Genomic DNA, 18,101 nt, shown 5'->3' on the forward strand with positions numbered 1-18,101 from the left:
GTCAAATCTCCAGATGGGCGCGCCGCGCGAGCAAAATCCACAAGAACACCGGCGCCCCGATCAGCGCCATCAAGATGCCGATAGGCAATTCTGCCGGGGCCACCAAAAGCCGCGCGGCCGTATCCGCCGCAACCAGCAGCGCCGCCCCAAAAAGCGCCGACAGCGGCAACAGCAACCGGTGCCCCGGACCAATCGCCAAACGCAGGATATGCGGCACAACGATGCCCAGAAATCCGATGCCGCCCGACACCGCGACCGCGGCCCCGGTCATCGCCGCCACGGCAAGGATCGCGCCGCGTTTGACCCGCTCCACCGGCACCCCCATATGCCGCGCGACCGGCTCACCCAAGGCCATGGCATCCAATCCGCGCGCCAAAAGCGGGGTCACCGCCAGCCCCACAAGCAAGATTGGCGCGGCCGCCGCAAGCTTGACCCAATTGGCCCCCGCAAGCGAGCCAAGCCCCCAAAAGGTCAGATCGCGCAATTGCGCATCATCGGCGGCAAAGATCAAAAGCCCGGTAAGCGCGCCTGCCAGCGCACTCAGCACGATGCCCGCCAAAAGCATTGTGGCGATCGAAGTTTGCCCGCGCGCGCTGGCGACGCGATAAAGGATCAGCGTCGCCGCCCAGCCGCCCGTAAAGGCAAAGATCGGCACCAGATAAATGCCCGTTACGGCCTGAAGCGCCACCGGCAGCGCGCCGCCCAAAACGATGGCAATCACCGCGCCAAGCCCCGCACCGGCCCCCACACCCACAAGCCCCGGATCGGCCAAAGGGTTACGAAACAGCCCCTGCATCAAGGCGCCGGACACCGCGAGCCCCGCGCCCACCAAGGCGCCCAAAAGCAGGCGCGGCAGCCGGATATCCAGCAAGATCGCCCGCTCCGCCACCGAAATCTCTCGCAAAAGCGGCTCCCATGGCAAAAGCCCAGAGGCCCCAAAGCTCAGGCTCGCCATGGTCGCGGCGCCAAGCAAAAGGCCAAGTGCCCCCCCAACCAGCGGACCGGGCAGACGATGCGCGGCCATGTCAGCGCGGCTCCGGGTAAAGCGCGGCATGCAGCGCGACAATCGCTTGCCCGGTGCGCGGCCCAAAGCCCAAAAGAAACATCCCGTCCATCTGCACCACGCGCCCCGCCTGCCCTGCCGGGGTCGCGGCCAAGGCCGGGTGGCGCAGGTATTCAGCCCCCGTCTGCGGCCCTGCCGCGCCGCGGTCCATCACCAAAAGAACATCCGGCGCAGCGCTGGCAATCGCCTCATCGGTCAGCGCTTTATAGCCTGCGAAACCGCTCAGCGCATTTTCCCCGCCAGCCAGCGCGATCATCGCCTGCGCGGCGGTGTCGGTGCCCGCGCCCGTCAGCCGCCCACCGGCATTGCTAAGCAGAAAAAGCACACGCGGCTTGGGCCCCGACGCTTGCGCCGCCGCCCGCTGCGCGGCGGCGATGTCTTCGGCCACACGCTTGACCAAAACCTCCCCCTCTTGCGCCACGCCCAGCGCTTGGGCGACCGTGCGGATCTTCGCGGTGACCGCTTCGGGGCTATGGCCTTCGTGCACGGTGACCATTTTCACCCCCGCGCTGCGCAAGGTGGCAAGCGTTTCGCGCGGCCCCGCCCCATCGGTTAGCAAAATCAGATCAGGCGCGACCGACAGCACGCCCTCGGGCGAGAGTTGGCGCATATAGCCCACATCGGGTAGATCCGTGATGGTTTCGGGATAGGTGGAGGTGGTATCGCGCCCAACAAGCCGCGCCTCTTGCCCCAGCGCCGCAACCACTTCGGTCAGGCTGCCGCCGATGGAAAGCACACGCTCTTGCGCGGCGGCGGCCAGCGGCGCAAAAATCAGTGTTAGCGCAAGAAAGAAACGGGTCATTGCGCCGCCTCCATCTGCGCGGCATCCGGCAAATCGGCGACAAGGCTGTTCCAGCCCATCACCGCCGCTTCACCCGCGCGCAACACGCCAAAGATTTGCGCGATCAGCCCGCCTTCGGCGTCGAAAAACTCCACTGAATGGGCCGGGCCGCGGGCAGTGTTTTTGACCACCGCATAGGTTTCGGCAATGTGATCGCGCCGCAAATGCAGATCAAACCCCGGATCAAGCACATTGATCCATGCCCCGGTTTCCACCACGCGCTGGATCGGCCCGGTATGAATTTCAATGCACCCCGCATTGCCGACAAAAACCATGATCGGCACCGCTTGCTGCGCGGCGTGGTGCAGCAGCTGTTCCACCGCCTGATTGGCCAAGGGCCGCACGAAAGGCGCGCCCGCCAACCGATAGGCGCCGAGCCGGTTCATTTTCAGCTTGGAACAGAGCCGCAGGAATTGATGTGTATCCTCAAGCGCTTCCCAACCCGCGCGCAGCTCGTCCAACTTGCCGGGGTTGAGCTTGGCCACCTCGGTCGGTTTGCGGGGGGCGTAGTGCAAGACCGGATTTTGATCGGGCAGGCGCAGCGCATCGACCAACCCCGGCCATTGCGCTGCATCGCTTTCATCGCGCAAATGGATTTTGTGGATTGCATCGCCCGCCGCATCGAAGATTTGCACCGAACGTTTGACGCCTTGCGCGGTCTCTTCTTCCAGCGCAAACCCCTGCACCCAATGGGCCGGGAAAAGACGCAGGTCGATTTCTGCGTTCACCACCAGCGCCGCATGCGCACCCGAGCGGTAATCGTCATAGACCCCGACCTTTTCGATCACGCAGCTTTCGTTGCGGGTCAGCGCCATCACCGGCCCAAGCGCGGTCAGGCGGGGGATCAGCGCATCGGGCGCCACGTCGATGCGGGTTGCCCCCTGCCCGATCCGGGCCGCACAAAGCGCCGCTTCCGGAACGCCCAAGTCGCGCGCCAAGTCACGCGGGCGCGCCTTGGGGGCGGCCTGTCTTGCGGCGCGGATCTCTTCGATGGAAAGCGTCATGGGATATCCTTTCAAGATCAAAAGCGCAGCGATGTGCCGATGTGGAGGGTGCGGCCTTGGCCGTTTTCGGTGGCCGAGGCGGAAAGCCACGGCACATAGACCGTGTCGAAAACATTGGTGACCTTGGCATAAAGCACGGCATTGTCGGTCAGCGCGTAGCTCGCAAACAGGTCCACCAATTCGTAGCTGTCGTCTTTTTGGTAGGGGGTGGTGGTGTAGGTATCGGTGAACAGCCCCCCCGAAACATAGGTATATTGCGCGCCCAGCGTCAGCCGCGCGTCCAGCAGATCGCGCGACAGCCGCAAAGACAGCGTGTCATCGGGCAGATATTGCCCCGCGCCAAGACCCGGTAGCTGGCTTGGCAGCTGGGCGCTGTTGTGGGTGTAGCTTAGACCAAGATCGAAGCCGGGATGTTCATAGCTCAGTTCAACCTCCAGACCTTCGGTGCGCGAATTGCCCGGCAAATTGGCAAAGGCATAGCCCGTTTGCCCCCAGCTATTGGTGGTGAACCGGGCCACCACGTAATTTTCCACATCCATGTGGTAGTAGTTCACCCGCCCGCTCAGCCGGTCGCCCGCCGCAAACATCCCGTCGCGGTTCAGGTTAAAGCCGATTTCATAACCCTGTTCCGTTTCGGGTTCGAGGTTGGGATTTGCCACCATCCCCACGCCGCCACCCGGATGGCTACCGCCAAGCATGGTTTCTTGCAGCGTCGGCGCGCGCATCCCCTTGGACAGCGTGGCATAGGGCTGGACCCAATCGGTCAGTTGATAGGCAACCGTCAGCTTTGGGTCGAGCGACTGATCCGAAATGTCGATATCGCCTTGGGAGGCCGTGCCTTTCAGGCTGTAAAAATTGGCGCGCAACCCGGCGGTCACTTCCCACGGACCATTGGCAAACACGTTTTCAGAAAAGAGCGCGCCCCGTTTGGCGGTGCCCGTGGTCGGGTTCACCCCGCCCGCCGTGCCGCCCAGCCTGTCTTGCGACGCCTCGATCCCGTTCGCGCTGGTCAGCGTCCAGGCACCAAAGGCAAAATCCGACGTATTGGTCAGATCAAAGCCAGTGGTGCGAGTCGACAATTGGCGGCCCACGTAAGAGCCGGTGCCGGAAATCCAATCGGTTTCGGTTTTGCCGGTGTAGATATTGGCGCGCAAATCCACCAGCGCAGAGCCCGGCGTGTAGCGCAGCCCCAGTTTCGCAATGTCATTCGTCAGGCTTTGCCCATAGCCCGTGGCAAAGAAATCGCTGTCGTAATGCATCAGCGAAAAGCTGATCCGGGTGCTTTCGGACAGGTCATAGCCCAGCTTGAAAAGCTGCGAGGAAATATCCTGATAGGTATTGGCGACCGTTGCCCCCGCGCCATCTTCATAATCGTCGCCCGTGTGGCGCGAGGCGGCAAAAAGCATGTCAAACCGCCCCGCCTGCAACGCCGCCGCCGCCATGCCAGAGCTCGCATCGCCATTGTCGGTTTGTTCAAGCCGCACCATGCCGCCTTGCGTCGCGCCCTCTGTGAGCACATCGCCCGGCTCAAGCGTGCGGAAATCGGCCGCGCCCGCAAACCCGGAGCCGCCCAGCGCGGTGACCGGGCCGCGCGTCACATCCACGCCGGCCAGCAGGTTTTCATCGACAAAAACATAGCCTTGCGCGGCGTGTCCGGTCAGCCGATAGGTCTGCGGCACGCCATCAACCGACATCGCCACCCGGCCCGAGCCCTCAAAACCACGAATATTGACGGAAACGCCCGGATTGCCGGGGTCTTTTTGCGTGAAGACAGAGGTTTGCTGGCGAAGCAGCCCATCCAGATCGGTGGTGGAGGCGGCGCCGCGCAGATCATCGCCCCCCAAATGGGTCGCGTTCTCTCCCGCAAAGATCGGCGTGCCATCTTCGGCATAGCCAATCACGATTTGCCCAAGATAGGTGATATCGCTGGCGTCCTGTGCCGCAACCGGCACGGCAAGGGCGGTGGAACAAAGCAAAAAGGCGGCCAGATGCCGCGATGCATGGCGCATGGGTGTCTCCAGAAACAAGCGGGTTGTCGCTTTGCTGGCACAGCGCTGGCATGGCGGTTTGGCCTTCAATTAAAAATCTGACTGATAAAGTCAAGATTTGAAAAACATCTTTTTTCGGGTCACGATGGCGCGGAATCGCTCCTTATCGAAAGTCTGCCCCATGTTCCTTGCCATGAACCGTTTCACCGTCCCGCTGGAAAATGCCGAGGCCTTTGAGGCGCTTTGGCTGGGCCGCGACTCGCGCCTGCATGAACTGCCCGGCTTTGTGGAATTCAATATGCTGCGTGGGCCAGAGGGTGAGGATGGCACCCGGCTTTATGCCTCCCATACCGTCTGGGAGAGTGAGGCCGATTTCCGTAATTGGACCACATCGGAACAATTCCGCGCCGCCCATGCCCGTGCCGGTGACACCCGCAAGCTGCATGCGGGCAGCCCGCAATTCGAGGCCTTCACTTCGATCCAGCGCAAGACGCCTGCGGGCTGACATCTCGATACTTGACTCTTTTACCTTGATACGAAACACGCCCTGATCGCCAGCCCGTCGCCAGCGCCTTTCTTTGCCCCAGCCTGCGAGGTATGCCATGACGCCCGGCGACGATCCGTTGATCTTGTTTCTTGACCGCCTTGGGGCGACAGAGCTTGCGCAGACCCTGCGCGATGCCGCCGCGTCAGAGGCGCTGACACCGCTGGCCATGTTCATGGCTGCCGATTGGGTGGTGAAGGCGGTGATGCTGGGGCTTCTGGCCGCCTCGGTTCTGGCTTGGGCGCTTTGGGCAGGCAAGTTGTGGCAGCTTGCGCGCGCGCAGCATCGTTTGCGGCGCGATTACCGCCAGCTGTCCGCGCAGGGGCAGCTTGGCCCGGATGGAAACGCAACCGGGCTGATCGCGCAGATGACACAGGCCGCCCGCGCGGAAATGCGCGCGTCCGCAGGTTTGCCCGATGCGGGGGTGAAAGAACGCGTTGCCATTGAGCTTGCCCGGATCGAGGCGGGCGCCGCCCGGATCATGCAAGCCGGGGTCACGGTGATCGGCTCAATCGGGGCCACCGCCCCGTTTATCGGGCTTTTCGGCACGGTTTGGGGCATTATGAACGCGTTTGTCGGCATTGCGCAAAGCGGCTCATCCAGCCTTGCGGTGGTCGCACCGGGGATTGCCGAAGCGCTGATGGCCACCGCATTGGGCTTGGTTGCGGCGATCCCCGCGGTGCTGCTTTACAACCATCTGACCCGCGCACTGGGGGGGTATCGCACGGCTTTGGCCGATGCGGCCGCACTTGTGGAACGCACGCTTTCGCGCGATCTGGACAGGGCGCGGCATAATCCGCCCACCGCGTTGCATTTGGTGGCCGAATAATGGCGGGGCGGCTTTTTGCAGAAGATGATCTGACCCCCGAGGCCGCGATCAACATCACCCCTTTCATCGATGTGATGCTGGTGCTTTTGATCATCTTCATGGTGGCGGCGCCGCTTTCCACCGTGGATGTGCCGGTCGATCTGCCGGTGGCAACGGGCACGCCACAGCCACGCCCGCCCGAACCCGTGGTGCTTAGCCTAACAGCGGAAAAGGGCCTATTGCTGGGGCGTGACACGGTATCCCACGATGATCTGCCCGCAAAACTGACCGCGGCGACGGGCGGCAAACTTGACACACGGATTTTCGTTTCCGCGGATAAATCCGTCCCCTATGGCGAGATGATCGGGGTGCTGAATCGCCTGCGCGCGGGGGGGTATCTGAAGGTCGGTCTTGTCGGCTTGGAAAAGGCCGCAAAATGAGCCTTGCGCTGCCCCGGCCCACCCGGCCCTTTCACGCGTGGGCGCTTGGTGTTGGGCTGCTTGTTTCGCTGGTGCTGCATGGCGCGGCGGTCGCGCTGATCGCGCGCGACGAAGGCGGGGGCGGCGCGGTTTCCGCAGGCGATCGCGGGCAAGATGTGCAAACGCTGGCCGCGCTGGAGGCGCGGTTCGTGGACTTGCCACCGCCAAGTCTGTCCTTGCCCGCCCCGGAAATGACCCTGCCGCTTCGCGCGCCCGAAATAACCGTGCCCCAGATCCGCTTGCCCGATCCGGTCTTGCTGCCCCGCACGCCGCCCAAAATCCAACCCGCCCCGCAGCCGCCAGAGATTAAGCCCAACACGCCGCCGCCGCACCTGCGCCCAAAACCGAAACCCGCGCAGAAGGTCGCGCAGCGCCCCCCTGCCCCGCAACCAAGCGAAAGCCGCGCAGCCACACGGGCTGCGGGCACGGGGGAAACCGAACAGGCAAGCACTTCGGGCCAAACCGCGCAGCCCGCGCTGGCGCCAGGTCAGGCGCAAAAGCTGTTGAGCCGGTGGGGGATGCAAATCCGCAGCCGGATCGAGCGCCGCAAGCGCTATCCGGCAAGCGCAGGCCGCGCCGCGGGCGCGGTAGGGGTCACGCTTGTGGTCAGCCGCGAGGGCGCGCTGATCTCGACCGCGGTCGGGCGCTCTTCTGGGCATCCGGCGCTTGATGCCGCAGCCCTCGCCGCAGTGCGCAAGGCTGGCCGGTTCCCCGCCGCCCCCGCCGGGCTGAGCAAACCCAGCTACGCCTTTTCGCTGTCGATAAAATTCGCCCGCTAAGCGGTGGACCGCCACGGGCGGGCGGGCCCCCCTGATTACGGCGCGGTGGCCACAGGCCGGTTTTGGGGCGAAATACGCCCCCCCAGCACATTAGAAATGTCTGCCCAGCGGCGTGGTTTTGGCCAAACAGAGCAGGTTCCCCATGTTTGTTTATCTTGTCTTAACGGCGTCAACTTAGCCTTGAGTCCGTGTATGAGTATCGCGAGGCGCCTGTGTTGTTTTCTGCTTCGAAGCCCAAAAACGTCCAAAGTGCCGTTATCGCGACGGAAACCGAGGATCGAACGATCTCCAAATGGCTTCCGGTCATGGCCTTCTGCACGATGCTTTTCGTCGCTTGGGGCAGCATTTGGTTGACGCGGGAAAGTGACAGCATTGCCGCGATTTGGCCGGTTAATGCGTTGATTATATCAATGATTTTGCTGTCGGGGCGGCAAAACCGCTGGGCAATTTTTCTGGCGGCTTATGCTGGAAACGTCGCCGCCAATACCTTTTCAGGCGATTCGCTTTCCATTGCGCTATCGCTTTCGGCGTGCAACTCGGTCGAGATTTTCATCGTCACCGCGGTGTTGACGCGGCTGCGCCCCAGGATCGATTTTACGGTTTTGCGTGATTTGATGTTTTTCGCCCTTGTTGCGGGCGTTATCGCCCCTGCGGTCAGCAGTCTTTTGGCTGCGGGCAGTCTTCATCTTTTTGCAGATGCGGATTTTCTGGGCAGCACCATAACCTGGTACCCGGCGAATGCGCTTGGGCTTTTGGTTTTCATGCCCCTTGTCATGACCGCCTTCAGTCAAAACGTTCCGCAACGTGATTTCACCAGCCTGATCGCGTCGCAAAAGGCGCTTTATTTGTTTGGGAATATCGGATTGGCCTTGGTCGTTTTCAGTCAAGTCCAAAGCCCGCTTTTATTCCTGATGATGCCGGGGATCTTTTTGACGGCTCTCAAATGCGGTCCGGCGGGCGCGGTTGTCAGCAACCTGTCGATGACGGTGATCGCGATCACCTTTAGCCAGTTCGACCAAGGGCCGATCGCGATGATCCAAGGTTCGGAACATATGAAAATGGCAACGCTGCAAGTGTTTTTGGCCAGTTGCGTCTTTTTCAGCCTGATCGCCTCGGCCTATCTTACGGAACGGTCGCATTACGAAAACGATCTCAAAAAAGCCAAGGCCCTTTCGGACCGCGCGACAGAATCCATGTCCAGTTTTTTGTCGACGGTCAGTCATGAGTTGCGCACCCCGATGACGTCGATCCGAGGCTCTCTGAGCCTTTTGGTGGCGAGCAGCCAAGACAACTTGGACCCCAAAGCCGCTAACCTGCTGCGCATCGCGCATCGCAACAGCGAGCGTCTGGTGATTTTGATCAATGACATCCTCGACATGGAAAAGATCGAGTCGGGCAAAATGTCGTTCGATATGGCGGATCAGCCGCTGCGCGAGATCATCGATGATGCGATGCTTAACGCCAACAATTACCGCCCCGACGCCATGATCAAGCTGGTGCTGACCGACAATGCCCCCGGCGCAATTGTGCATGTCGACAGCAGCCGATTGCAGCAGGTGGTTGCAAATCTTTTGTCCAATGCGATCAAGTTTTCGCCAGAGGGGGGCACCGTGCAGGTGGGGCTGCGTTTCGTGGATGATTGGGTTCGGATTTCCGTCAGCGATAGCGGAAAGGGGATCCCCGCCGAATTCCAAAACCGGATCTTCAAAAAGTTTGAGCAGGCCGACCCGTCGAACACGCGCGGAACCAGCGGAAGCGGGCTTGGCTTGAGCATCGCCAAAAGCCTGACCGAGAAGATGCAGGGCAAGATCTTTTTCGAAACCCGCGAGGGTGAGGGCGCGACGTTTTTCGTAGATCTACCCGTCGTCGCGCGCGATGCGGAAAGCCCGCATCCGGCGGCACAATCTCTTTCAAGCGCACGGGTTCTGGTGTGTGAGCCGGACCCCGGCGTGGCGTCACAGGTTGCCGCCCGGCTATGCGAAGATGGCTATGTAGCTGATCTTGCGCCCGATTTGGCAACGATGCAGATGCTGTTGCGCAGCCGATCCTATGCTGCGCTTGCCTTTGACCGGGCGCAGGTCAACGACCAAGCCTCTGACATGATAAAGGCACTTCTTGCGCAAAGCGACAGCAAGAACGCCCCGATCATTTTGTTCTCGCAAGACGCACAGGGCGACGATGCGGAGCAGAAAAGCCGAAACATCAACTGGCTGACGCAGCCCGTCGATCTGGATGGGCTCTGCGCGGCGGTGCGCACCACGATTGGAGACCCCGATCTGTGCAGGCCGCAAATCCTGCATGTGGAAGACGATGCCGACATCTTGGCCATTATGGCCGAAAGCTGTGGGGCACATGCCAAAATCGTTGCGGCCCGAACGGTCGAGGCGGCGCGCCAGCAACTTTCAGAACGCCATTTCGATTTGGTGATCCTTGATGTCAGCCTGCCCGATGGCAAAGGCTATGATCTTTTGGGGGTCATTGCCGAAAACATCCCGGTGATTGTTTTTTCTGGCGCAGAGATGCGCGGGCAGGTTCCGTCCCAAATCAAGGCGGTGATGAGCAAGGGCCGCAATACGGAAGCCGAGGTAATGCGCTCGGTGCGCAATCTGCTGTTGCCCTCTGAACGGTCCGCACAGGTGAAATAAACCATGGCCCGGATTCTTTATATCGATGATGACAACGACATTCGCGAAATCGCCGTGATGGCGCTTGAGCTGAATGAGTTGTTCGAGGTGCGCAGTGCCGCGTCTGGCGCCAGCGGGTTGGAGATCGCGCGGGAATATACCCCGGATCTGATCTTGTTGGATGTGATGATGCCGGGCTTGGATGGCCCCGCGACCTACCGGCTTGTGAAGCTCGACCCCGCGCTTCAGCAGACGCCGGTCGCATTCATCACCGCCCGGACACAAACCCATCAGGTTGCCGAGCTTATGGGCATGGGCGCATGCTCAGTCATTCCCAAGCCCTTTGATCCAATGGCGCTTGCGGGGCAAGTGGAAAGCTTGCTGCTGCAATGCTGATGGATCTTGCAAACGGCGCGGCGCCACACGCCTACACACCGACACGCTTGAGTGTTGGGGCCAGGGGTTGGGCCCGCCTGTTCCCGTGTCACATTGCAATGGGGGAAAAATGGCCCGCAGAGTGATCCCGAGGATATGGCCCGGCAGACAGCTTTTTTATTCGCTGAAGAACCGGATCATCCTATTGACCCTTGGTGCGGTCTTCGTGACCGCCGTCTTGATTGCGGGCAGCTTTTATGTGCGTATTTCGCAGCTTGCGCGCGATGCGGCGGTGACCGAATTGGCGGGGGAAACCCGTCTTTTGGCGCAAAGCTTCAAAACAGCCTTCAGCCAAATGAAGCATGATGGCCAAGTTCTGGCCAGCACGCCGCAAATCCCCCGAATTATCCGCGCTTATCAAGGGCCCTATGGCCGACCGGGGCAAGTTGCGCCGCATGACACCTGGGGGCCGCAGCTGAGCAGCATCTTTCAATCCGTGATGCAAAGGCGCGCGCATTACACACAGATGCGCCTGCTTGGGGCGGATGGTCAGGAACTTGTGCGCGTCAATCGCACCGAAGATGGCTTTGAATTCGTGCCCGCAGGCGCGCTGCAAAACAAGTCGGCAGAACCTTATGTGCGCGAAAGCATCGGGCTTCAACCGGGGCAAATCTACTTTTCGGAGGTGACCTATAACCGCGAACATGGGCAGGTCGAAGAAACCCATACGCCCACCATTCGCGTGGTCATTCCGATCTTTTCCGACACCGGCCCCCTGTCTGCGCTTTTGGTCATCAATGCGAATTACGCGCATTTGTTGCAGCAACAATTTGACACCATCGCGCCCGACAAGCAGACCTTTTTGGTGAACAACTTGGGCGACTATGTGCAAAGCACCGCCGAGACCGGCATGCAGCCCTTTGAAATGCGCGGCAATTATAGCGCGCCACCACCTGCCATTGTCACCAAGGTTCAGGCGATCGAAGAGAATGATACGCTTTTGGTCGGCGAAGATCAAATTGCCTATTTTGTGCGGTTAAACCTCGATGCCAGCGACCCCAGAAGTTACCTTGGCATTATCGTGCAAATGTCTAAAGACGAATTCCGGGCACCCGCGCAGCAAACCTTAATGCTAAGCCTGCTGCTCGGGATCTTTTTTCTGGCGGTCAGCCTTGTCATCTCGTTCCATCTGGCACGGCGTTTTATGCGCCCGCTTCTGGAAATGACGCAAAAGATCGAGGCGGCAAAAGGCCATACCGTGCCGAATAACCTGCCCATCGACCGCCATGATGAGATCGGCGCTTTGGCGCGCGCGTTCAAAGCCCGGGCGCATGCTTTGCTCGATAGCGAAGCGCAAGCCCGTGCGATTTTGGAAAATATGTTCGATGGGCTTGTTACGCTCGACCGCAATGGCGTGATTCAGAACTGCAACGCAAGCTGTGCCCGCATATTCGGCTACCCGGAGCATGAATTGCTTGGCAAGGGCATTCACTGCCTGTTTCCCGATTTTGCGCAGCAGGGTGTGGCGCTGCAGGCCAGCCTGAACAAAACGCAAAGGATCACCGCGCGCCATAAGGATGGACGTGATGTGACCGTTGAATTCTCTGTTGGCTGCGTCGATCTGGGGCGCAGATCGCTTTACAGCTGCATCATGCGCGACGTCTCCGAACAGCACCGCATGCGCATCGCTTTGGAGACGCTAGAGGAACGCTGGGCTTTGGCGCTGGATGCCGCGCAGATCGGTGTGTTCGATGTGGATTTGCAAACACAGAAAACCATCGTTTCGGATATTTGGTGTCAAATCTTGGGCTTGCCCGCCGATGCCGAAGTCGATGCTCAAGAAGAATGGGAAAAGCGCATCCATCCGGATGATCGCGATCTTGTGCTGGCGGCCAATCAGGCCTGCTTTGAAGGCCGCGCCCAAAGTGCGGTCACAGAGCATCGCTTGCGCCACAATGATGGGCGCTGGATCTGGTTGCGCACCTTCGGCCGTGTCACGAAATGGGGCGAGAACAGCGCCCCGCTTCGCTTCGTTGGCGTTCAAATGGATATTTCCGGGCTGAAAATGGCCGAGGCCGCGCTGAAGGCCAGCGAAGAGCGGTTGCGCATGGCAATCGACAATGCGCCCATCGCGATGGCGCTGCTGGATCTGGAGGGCAACTGGATCAAGGTGAACGAGGCGATTTGCCTTTTGCTTGGCTACGACCAAAACGAATTGCTGCGGCTGAATTCCAAGGATGTGACGGTGCAGAAATCCGTCGAGAACAATGTGTCGCAGATGCAGCGCCTCGTGCAGGGCGAGATCGATACTTACGAAGAAGAAAAATGCTACCTGCGCAAAGATGGGTCTTCCGTCTGGGGGCGGGTCAGTGTTTCGGTCGCGCGCGATACAGAGGGGCAGCCAGCTTATTTCATCAAACAAATCTTGGATATCTCGCAACAGCGCGAAACCGAACGGCTGCAAAGCGAATTTATTTCCACTGTCAATCATGAATTGCGCACGCCCCTGACCTCCATTCAGGGGTCTTTGGCGATATTGCAAGCCAAACTTGCCGAAAAGATCGACGACAAAGAGATGCGGCTTCTCGCAAATTCGCATGAAAGCTGTCAGCGCTTGTCGCGTCTGGTGAACGACATCTTGGATGTTCAGCAAATTCGGCAGGGCAAGATCGAATATAACTTTGCGGCTATCGATGTGTGTCAACTGGTTGAGGATGTCGTTGAAAGCCATCGGCCCATGACCGACAAATTTGGGGTCGAAATTGAAACCGTGCTGCCGAACAAGGCGCTGCCCCTTTGGGTCGACCCGGATCGCCTCACCCAAGCGGTGATCAATGTCGTTTCCAATGCGGCCAAATTCTCTGAACGTGGGGACAAGATCATCCTGTCGGTGTCTGAACGGGCCAACAACAGCGTCCGCATTGCGGTAAAGGATTTCGGGCCGGGTATTTCCGAGGCTTTCCGCTCGCGCCTGTTTTCCCAATTCGCCCAAGCCGACGGGTCTTCGAAGCGCAACACCGAAGGGTCGGGCCTTGGGCTGAACATCACCAAATCTCTCGTCGAAGAGATGGGCGGGCAGATCGACTATGAGACGGAAGAAGGAAAAGGAACCACCTTTTTCTTCGATTTTCCCATTTTCACCCTTGAAAGAAAGAGCGCCTGACCATGTCTGAAGATCTTCGGAAAATCATGCTTGTGGAAGATGACGAGCAAATCGCCTTCATGACCGTTATGGCGCTAGAGGAAATCGGCGGGTTTGAGGTGCTTCATTGTGATAATGGCAGTGCCGCCATCGATGCGTTTGATACCTTTGCGCCCCAAGTTGTCTTGATGGATGTGATGATGCCGGGCATGGATGGGCCCGACACGCTCAAGGCGCTTCGGAAAAATCCCAAAGCCAAAAAAATACCGGTCATTTTCATGACGGCGAAGGTGCAAGCGCACGAACGTCAGGGATATTTTGAAATCGGCGCTTCCGGCGTTATTGCGAAACCTTTCGATCCACTTGTGCTGTCTCAGAAAGTCAAAGACTTATGGCAGGCTGCGCAATAATTATAAGGCCATTAAAATTAATTATATTTTACCGCCCATATTTCGCATATTGATGCATCATTTTCTGCCTTATGCACAAAATTAACGCGTGATAAACGCTGATCGTCCATCTTGAAGGGGCGCGACAAACCAGCGCATTTTTAATCGGCCGGTGCGCGGATCGTGTGGCGCCTTTGTGGTCGATGTGTTTACGAGTGAAAAAAGGTGCCCGTCATGTCGCCCAATGCCGATGCCGGTTTCCATGATACGTTGCGCGCGCGATATCTTGTCTATCTGCAGGAACAGCAACACTATTTCGACGAGACGGCGCAAAAGGCCGCGCAGTCGGGGTTTCCAGCCAGCACGCGGCAGGATTTGCGCGCGCGCGCACACAAGCTGGCGGGCAATGGCGCGACCTATGGCTTTGACGCCGTTAGCCAGACGGCCCGCGCTTTGGAAGAGGCGTTAGATGCACAGCCAAATGTCGGTGATGCCGACCTGTCCACGCTGCTACAGGGGTTGAAAGCGGCTTGTGAAAGCGCCAGCGAAACACAGCAGCAGGGTGTGGCGGCCGTTGCCTCGGCCCCCGCCACAGATGACGCCGCCGCCGCGCAGCCGGTGTCGTCGCGCCGCCCCAATGTTTTGATCGTGGATGACGACCCGCTGATCCTGGGCGCGCTGGGGGATGCCTTGCAGTCTGTGGCAGAGGTGTCGACGGCCAGCGATGCAGAAGCGGCGCTGAACATCATGCACGAGGCGCATCCCGATCTTTTGCTTTTGGACGATCAAATGCCCGGGGCTTTGTCCGGCTTGCAACTTCAAGAAAAAATTTCGGACACACCGGCCTTGCAAGGCGTGCGCACGGTCATGATCACCGCCAGCAACCGCTCCGAAGCGGTGATGCGTGCGCTCAATGCGGGGGCGATCGATTACATCGTCAAACCCTTCGACACCGCGGATGTCGTGGCGCGCTTGCACACGCGGCTTCGGCGGCTCGCGCAGATGGTGTTCGTGGTCGATGATGATCTTGCGATCACCGATCTTTTGTCGCGCAAGCTGCGCAGCGCGGGCTATTCGGTGCGTATCTTTGGCGATGGGTTGACGGCCCTCGCGGCCATTGAAGAGGCTTGCCCGGATCTGATTGTTCTGGACCAGATGCTGCCGGGGCTGGATGGCGCCACAATCTTGCAAAAAATCCGCGCCCATCCAAGGCTGCAAGATATTCCGGTGGTGATTTTATCCGCGCGGCGGCACGAACGCGATGTGCTCAGCGGCTTGGCCCTTGGCGCAACCGATTATGTCGTGAAGCCCTTCAACCCGCAGGAAATGGTGGCCCGTTGCGTTCGGTTGCTGGATGCGCCGCCCCCCACGGCGGCCTGAGGCATCGCGATGGATGTGGAACAAGACCTGCTTCGGGCGATCTGGCAGGTGACACTGCTTTTGGCCTTGGCCGCGGGGGTGGTTTTTCTGGTGCTTGTTGTTTGGCGCGCCATCTCCAGTTTGCGCGCGCAAAAACGCCTTCGGCGCCGTCAGGAATTGGACAAAATTCTGCAATCGGTTCTGCACAGCCCCGTCCCGCTGGGGGCCACTGCATTGCCGGCTTTGCGGCGCGGTGATTTCCCGATCGTGCTTGATCTGGCACTCGAAATGATCCGCATGGTGCGGGGCAGCTATGTCGATGAAATCGTTTCGCTTGTCTCGGACCTTGGGCTTTATCCCTATCTCCAGACTGTCTTGCGGCGCAGCAAGGGGCGTTCACGGCGCAAGGCACTTATTATGCTGGGGTATTTCCCACCATCGCAAAGCCGGGCGCTGTTGCTTGCCCATGTCGATGATGCCGATCCCTATGTGCAACTGACAGCGCTGCGGGGATTGGCGCGCCACCCCGATGCCAGCGTCAACGCCGAGGCCCTTAGGGCGCTGGGGGCGACGTTGCACACCAATTCCCTGATGCTTGCCGATGTCTTGCACCAATTCGGAGAGCGTGCCCTGCCCGAACTGCACGCCCTGGCTGCGCCGGTGCCACGCCCGCAGTGGAGAACCAACGCCACCTTCCACGCTTTGCGCCGTGAACGCCATCGCCGCAAGACCTATGAGCATGTGCGCGTGGCAGCCATCACGGCAATCGGCAATATCGGCGCCTTGTCGTCGTCTGCGGCGCTCTTGCCGCTTTTGCACGATGAAAACGCCCATGTCCGCGCCGCGGCGGTCACCGCGCTGGGGCGCATCGGCGACCCCGCGATCGCATGGGACTTATCTGCGCTTTTGCGCGATAAAGAGGTCGAGGTGCGGATTCAATCGGCGCAAGCGCTTGGATTGCTACAAGACGAAAGCACCCTGCCCGCCTTGGTTGACGCCTTGGGCGACACGGCGTGGTGGGCGCGCTTCCATGCAGCCTGCGCCTTGGCGAAGTTCGAAGATCGCGGCATTGCGATTTTGCGCGCCATAAGCCGCGAAAAGGATGTCAAAGGCGACATCGCGGGCCAAGTTTTGGCGGAAATGGCGGTGCTGTGATGGTGGACGGTTTGTGGTCTGTGCCCTCCCTTGTGCTGCAAGAGCATCGCGCCGTGATCGAGACGATCTCTTGGGGGATTTTGGCGGTTGGCTTGCTGATCAACCTCATCAGCTTCGTGCAACTGCCCGCGGCCCTGCGCGAACTGCGGCGCTACTCCATGGTCGAAGACAGCGATGCGACATGGGACATGCTTATTTCTGATGCGACCTTGCCGGTCAGTGTCTTGGTCCCCGCCTATAACGAGGAAGCGACGATCGTCGACAACGTCCGCTCCATGCTGTTTTTGCAATATCCGGATTTGGAAGTGATCGTTGTCAACGATGGCTCATCCGACCGCACATTGGCGCAGCTTGTTGAGGCTTTTTCGCTGGAACAGACACTGCGCGCGCATGAACTGCACCTGCATCATGCACCGATCCGCGGGCTTTATGCGTCGCGGGCCTATCCCGGGCTTTTGGTGGTGGACAAACAAAATGGGGGCAGCAAGGCCGATGCGATCAATGCAGCGATAAACCTGTCGCGAAACCCGCTCTTTTGTGTGGTGGATGCGGATTCACTGCTGGAGGTGGAATCCCTGCTGAAGGCTGCACGTCCCTTCATGGAAGATCCCAAAGGGATGACCGCTGTGGGCGGAACGGTTCGGGTTTTGAACGGCTGCACCGTGCAAAATGGGCAGATCGTCGAGATTGGTCTGCCAAGGTCGTTCTTGCCGCTGATACAAAGCCTTGAATATATCCGGGCCTTCTTGGTGAACCGTCTGGCTTGGAGCCATTGGCAAATGCTTTCCATCATCTCGGGGGCGTTTGGCTTGTTTCGCCGCGATCTTGCGCTGGAAATCGGGGGGTTTAACAAGGCCTCGCACGGAGAGGATTACGACTTCATCGTGCGCCTGCACCGCCACATGCAGGCGACGAAACGGCCTTACGCCATGCGCTATGTGCCCGAGCCAGTTTGCTGGACGGAAGCGCCCGAAGATCTGCGCACGCTGGCAACGCAGCGAAAGCGCTGGCAACGCGGCGCGCTACAAGTGCTGGTGAGCAACGCCGACATGATCGGAAATCCACGTTATGGCCGGTTCGGCCTGCTTGGGCTGACGCATAGCCTACTGGTCGATCTGATTGCGCCTGTGGCAGAAATCGCGGGTTTCCTCTTGCTGCCGTTGTTCTTCGCTGCGGGCGCTATTGAGGGCGAATTTCTGTTGGCTTTTTTTGGCCTGTTTGTCGTCTTTGGTGTTTTTTACAGCGTGATGGCGCTGGTGATCGAGGAGCTGGAGCTGAAACGCACACCGCATGTTTCGGGCTTGCTGTTGCTGGGGCTGGTCGCGGTGGTCGAGAATTTTGGATACCGGCAGTTGAACAGCCTGTGGCGGATCCGGGGCCTTTGGGAGTTCTTGATCGGCACCCATGATTGGGGGGAGATGCGCCGCAAAGGCGCCAAGCGTGTGCGCGATGGCTAAAGCGCCATTGTGTGGCGTCTATCTCGGCAGAGGTCACGCCGCTAAACTTTCCCCGTGGGATCGATTCTTGGTAGCGCAGTGTGCGGAGTAATGA

The 18,101-nt window shown here is 59.8% G+C and carries 15 protein-coding genes; 11 read left to right on the forward strand and 4 right to left on the reverse strand.

The features are described 5' to 3' along the window. Nucleotide 1: 1 nt before the first annotated feature. Genes CKO11_RS04710 through CKO11_RS04725 form a run of 4 tightly spaced genes read right to left on the reverse strand, consistent with a single transcriptional unit; the run spans nucleotide 2 to nucleotide 4,917 of the window. Nucleotides 2-1,024 (reverse strand): FecCD family ABC transporter permease, encoded by a 1,023-nt coding sequence (locus CKO11_RS04710; RefSeq protein ID WP_223633501.1) that lies wholly within the window; start codon nucleotides 1,022-1,024, stop codon nucleotides 2-4. A gap of 1 nt (nucleotide 1,025) precedes the next feature. Further along, nucleotides 1,026-1,865 (reverse strand): hemin ABC transporter substrate-binding protein, encoded by an 840-nt coding sequence (locus CKO11_RS04715; protein ID WP_223633504.1) that lies wholly within the window; start codon nucleotides 1,863-1,865, stop codon nucleotides 1,026-1,028. After that, nucleotides 1,862-2,908 carry a hemin-degrading factor gene (locus CKO11_RS04720; protein WP_223633507.1) on the reverse strand — a complete coding sequence of 349 codons (1,047 nt, stop codon included), beginning with the start codon at nucleotides 2,906-2,908 and terminating at the stop codon, nucleotides 1,862-1,864. The genes CKO11_RS04715 and CKO11_RS04720 overlap by 4 nt, the downstream gene beginning before the upstream one ends. A gap of 17 nt (nucleotides 2,909-2,925) precedes the next feature. Beyond that, entirely contained in the window at nucleotides 2,926-4,917 is a 1,992-nt protein-coding gene (locus tag CKO11_RS04725) for a TonB-dependent receptor domain-containing protein (RefSeq protein ID WP_223633510.1), read from the reverse strand. Between the two features lie 160 nt (nucleotides 4,918-5,077). On the opposite strand from CKO11_RS04725, the gene CKO11_RS04730 reads away from it, so the two are divergent. The 11 genes from CKO11_RS04730 (at nucleotide 5,078) to CKO11_RS04780 (ending at nucleotide 18,007) form a co-directional block, all read left to right on the forward strand. Beyond that, nucleotides 5,078-5,401 (forward strand): antibiotic biosynthesis monooxygenase family protein, encoded by a 324-nt coding sequence (locus CKO11_RS04730; protein WP_223633512.1) that lies wholly within the window; start codon nucleotides 5,078-5,080, stop codon nucleotides 5,399-5,401. Nucleotides 5,402-5,498: 97 nt separating this feature from the next. After that, nucleotides 5,499-6,269 carry a tonB-system energizer ExbB gene (gene exbB / locus CKO11_RS04735; RefSeq protein ID WP_317851794.1) on the forward strand — a complete coding sequence of 257 codons (771 nt, stop codon included), beginning with the start codon at nucleotides 5,499-5,501 and terminating at the stop codon, nucleotides 6,267-6,269. Then, the gene (gene exbD, locus CKO11_RS04740; RefSeq protein ID WP_223633514.1) at nucleotides 6,269-6,688 is read left to right on the forward strand and encodes a TonB system transport protein ExbD; all 420 of its coding nucleotides are present in this window, start codon (nucleotides 6,269-6,271) and stop codon (nucleotides 6,686-6,688) included. The genes exbB and exbD overlap by 1 nt, the downstream gene beginning before the upstream one ends. Next, nucleotides 6,685-7,506, forward strand: a complete 822-nt coding sequence (locus tag CKO11_RS04745; RefSeq protein WP_223633517.1) for a TonB family protein — start codon at nucleotides 6,685-6,687, stop codon at nucleotides 7,504-7,506. The genes exbD and CKO11_RS04745 overlap by 4 nt, the downstream gene beginning before the upstream one ends. 320 nt (nucleotides 7,507-7,826) lie before the next feature. After that, nucleotides 7,827-10,151, forward strand: a complete 2,325-nt coding sequence (locus CKO11_RS04750) for an ATP-binding protein (RefSeq protein WP_223633577.1) — start codon at nucleotides 7,827-7,829, stop codon at nucleotides 10,149-10,151. A gap of 3 nt (nucleotides 10,152-10,154) precedes the next feature. Then, the gene (locus CKO11_RS04755) at nucleotides 10,155-10,526 is read left to right on the forward strand and encodes a response regulator (RefSeq protein ID WP_223633519.1); all 372 of its coding nucleotides are present in this window, start codon (nucleotides 10,155-10,157) and stop codon (nucleotides 10,524-10,526) included. 109 nt (nucleotides 10,527-10,635) lie between these two features. Next, complete coding sequence (locus CKO11_RS04760) at nucleotides 10,636-13,668, forward strand: PAS domain S-box protein (protein WP_223633521.1); 3,033 nt, start codon at nucleotides 10,636-10,638, stop codon at nucleotides 13,666-13,668. Nucleotides 13,669-13,670: 2 nt separating this feature from the next. Continuing rightward, entirely contained in the window at nucleotides 13,671-14,057 is a 387-nt protein-coding gene (locus CKO11_RS04765) for a response regulator (protein ID WP_223633524.1), read from the forward strand. 213 nt (nucleotides 14,058-14,270) lie between these two features. Further along, a complete protein-coding gene (locus CKO11_RS04770; protein ID WP_223633527.1) occupies nucleotides 14,271-15,416 on the forward strand; it encodes a response regulator in 1,146 nt (381 codons plus the stop codon). Nucleotides 15,417-15,425: 9 nt separating this feature from the next. Next, complete coding sequence (locus tag CKO11_RS04775) at nucleotides 15,426-16,550, forward strand: HEAT repeat domain-containing protein (RefSeq protein WP_223633530.1); 1,125 nt, start codon at nucleotides 15,426-15,428, stop codon at nucleotides 16,548-16,550. Further along, the gene (locus CKO11_RS04780) at nucleotides 16,550-18,007 is read left to right on the forward strand and encodes a glycosyltransferase family 2 protein (RefSeq protein WP_223633533.1); all 1,458 of its coding nucleotides are present in this window, start codon (nucleotides 16,550-16,552) and stop codon (nucleotides 18,005-18,007) included. The genes CKO11_RS04775 and CKO11_RS04780 overlap by 1 nt, the downstream gene beginning before the upstream one ends. The last annotated feature ends 94 nt before the right edge of the window (nucleotides 18,008-18,101 follow it).

It is taken from the genome of Rhodobacter sp. TJ_12, from assembly GCF_020023995.1.
Classification (GTDB): Bacteria; Pseudomonadota; Alphaproteobacteria; order Rhodobacterales; family Rhodobacteraceae; genus Rhodobacter.

Excerpts from the sequence above, each read along its gene's own strand:
- CKO11_RS04775 (WP_223633530.1), top strand. The coding sequence starts at position 15,426 with ATGGATGTGGAACAAGACCTGCTTCGGGCGATCTGGCAGGTGACACTG.
- CKO11_RS04765 (WP_223633524.1), top strand. The coding sequence starts at position 13,671 with ATGTCTGAAGATCTTCGGAAAATCATGCTTGTGGAAGATGACGAGCAA.
- CKO11_RS04770 (WP_223633527.1), top strand. The coding sequence starts at position 14,271 with ATGTCGCCCAATGCCGATGCCGGTTTCCATGATACGTTGCGCGCGCGA.
- CKO11_RS04745 (WP_223633517.1), top strand. The coding sequence starts at position 6,685 with ATGAGCCTTGCGCTGCCCCGGCCCACCCGGCCCTTTCACGCGTGGGCG.
- CKO11_RS04780 (WP_223633533.1), top strand. The coding sequence starts at position 16,550 with ATGGTGGACGGTTTGTGGTCTGTGCCCTCCCTTGTGCTGCAAGAGCAT.
- CKO11_RS04710 (WP_223633501.1), bottom strand. The coding sequence starts at position 1,024 with ATGGCCGCGCATCGTCTGCCCGGTCCGCTGGTTGGGGGGGCACTTGGC.
- CKO11_RS04715 (WP_223633504.1), bottom strand. The coding sequence starts at position 1,865 with ATGACCCGTTTCTTTCTTGCGCTAACACTGATTTTTGCGCCGCTGGCC.
- exbB (WP_317851794.1), top strand. The coding sequence starts at position 5,499 with ATGACGCCCGGCGACGATCCGTTGATCTTGTTTCTTGACCGCCTTGGG.
- CKO11_RS04725 (WP_223633510.1), bottom strand. The coding sequence starts at position 4,917 with ATGCGCCATGCATCGCGGCATCTGGCCGCCTTTTTGCTTTGTTCCACC.
- exbD (WP_223633514.1), top strand. The coding sequence starts at position 6,269 with ATGGCGGGGCGGCTTTTTGCAGAAGATGATCTGACCCCCGAGGCCGCG.
- CKO11_RS04760 (WP_223633521.1), top strand. The coding sequence starts at position 10,636 with ATGGCCCGCAGAGTGATCCCGAGGATATGGCCCGGCAGACAGCTTTTT.
- CKO11_RS04730 (WP_223633512.1), top strand. The coding sequence starts at position 5,078 with ATGTTCCTTGCCATGAACCGTTTCACCGTCCCGCTGGAAAATGCCGAG.
- CKO11_RS04755 (WP_223633519.1), top strand. The coding sequence starts at position 10,155 with ATGGCCCGGATTCTTTATATCGATGATGACAACGACATTCGCGAAATC.
- CKO11_RS04720 (WP_223633507.1), bottom strand. The coding sequence starts at position 2,908 with ATGACGCTTTCCATCGAAGAGATCCGCGCCGCAAGACAGGCCGCCCCC.
- CKO11_RS04750 (WP_223633577.1), top strand. The coding sequence starts at position 7,827 with ATGCTTTTCGTCGCTTGGGGCAGCATTTGGTTGACGCGGGAAAGTGAC.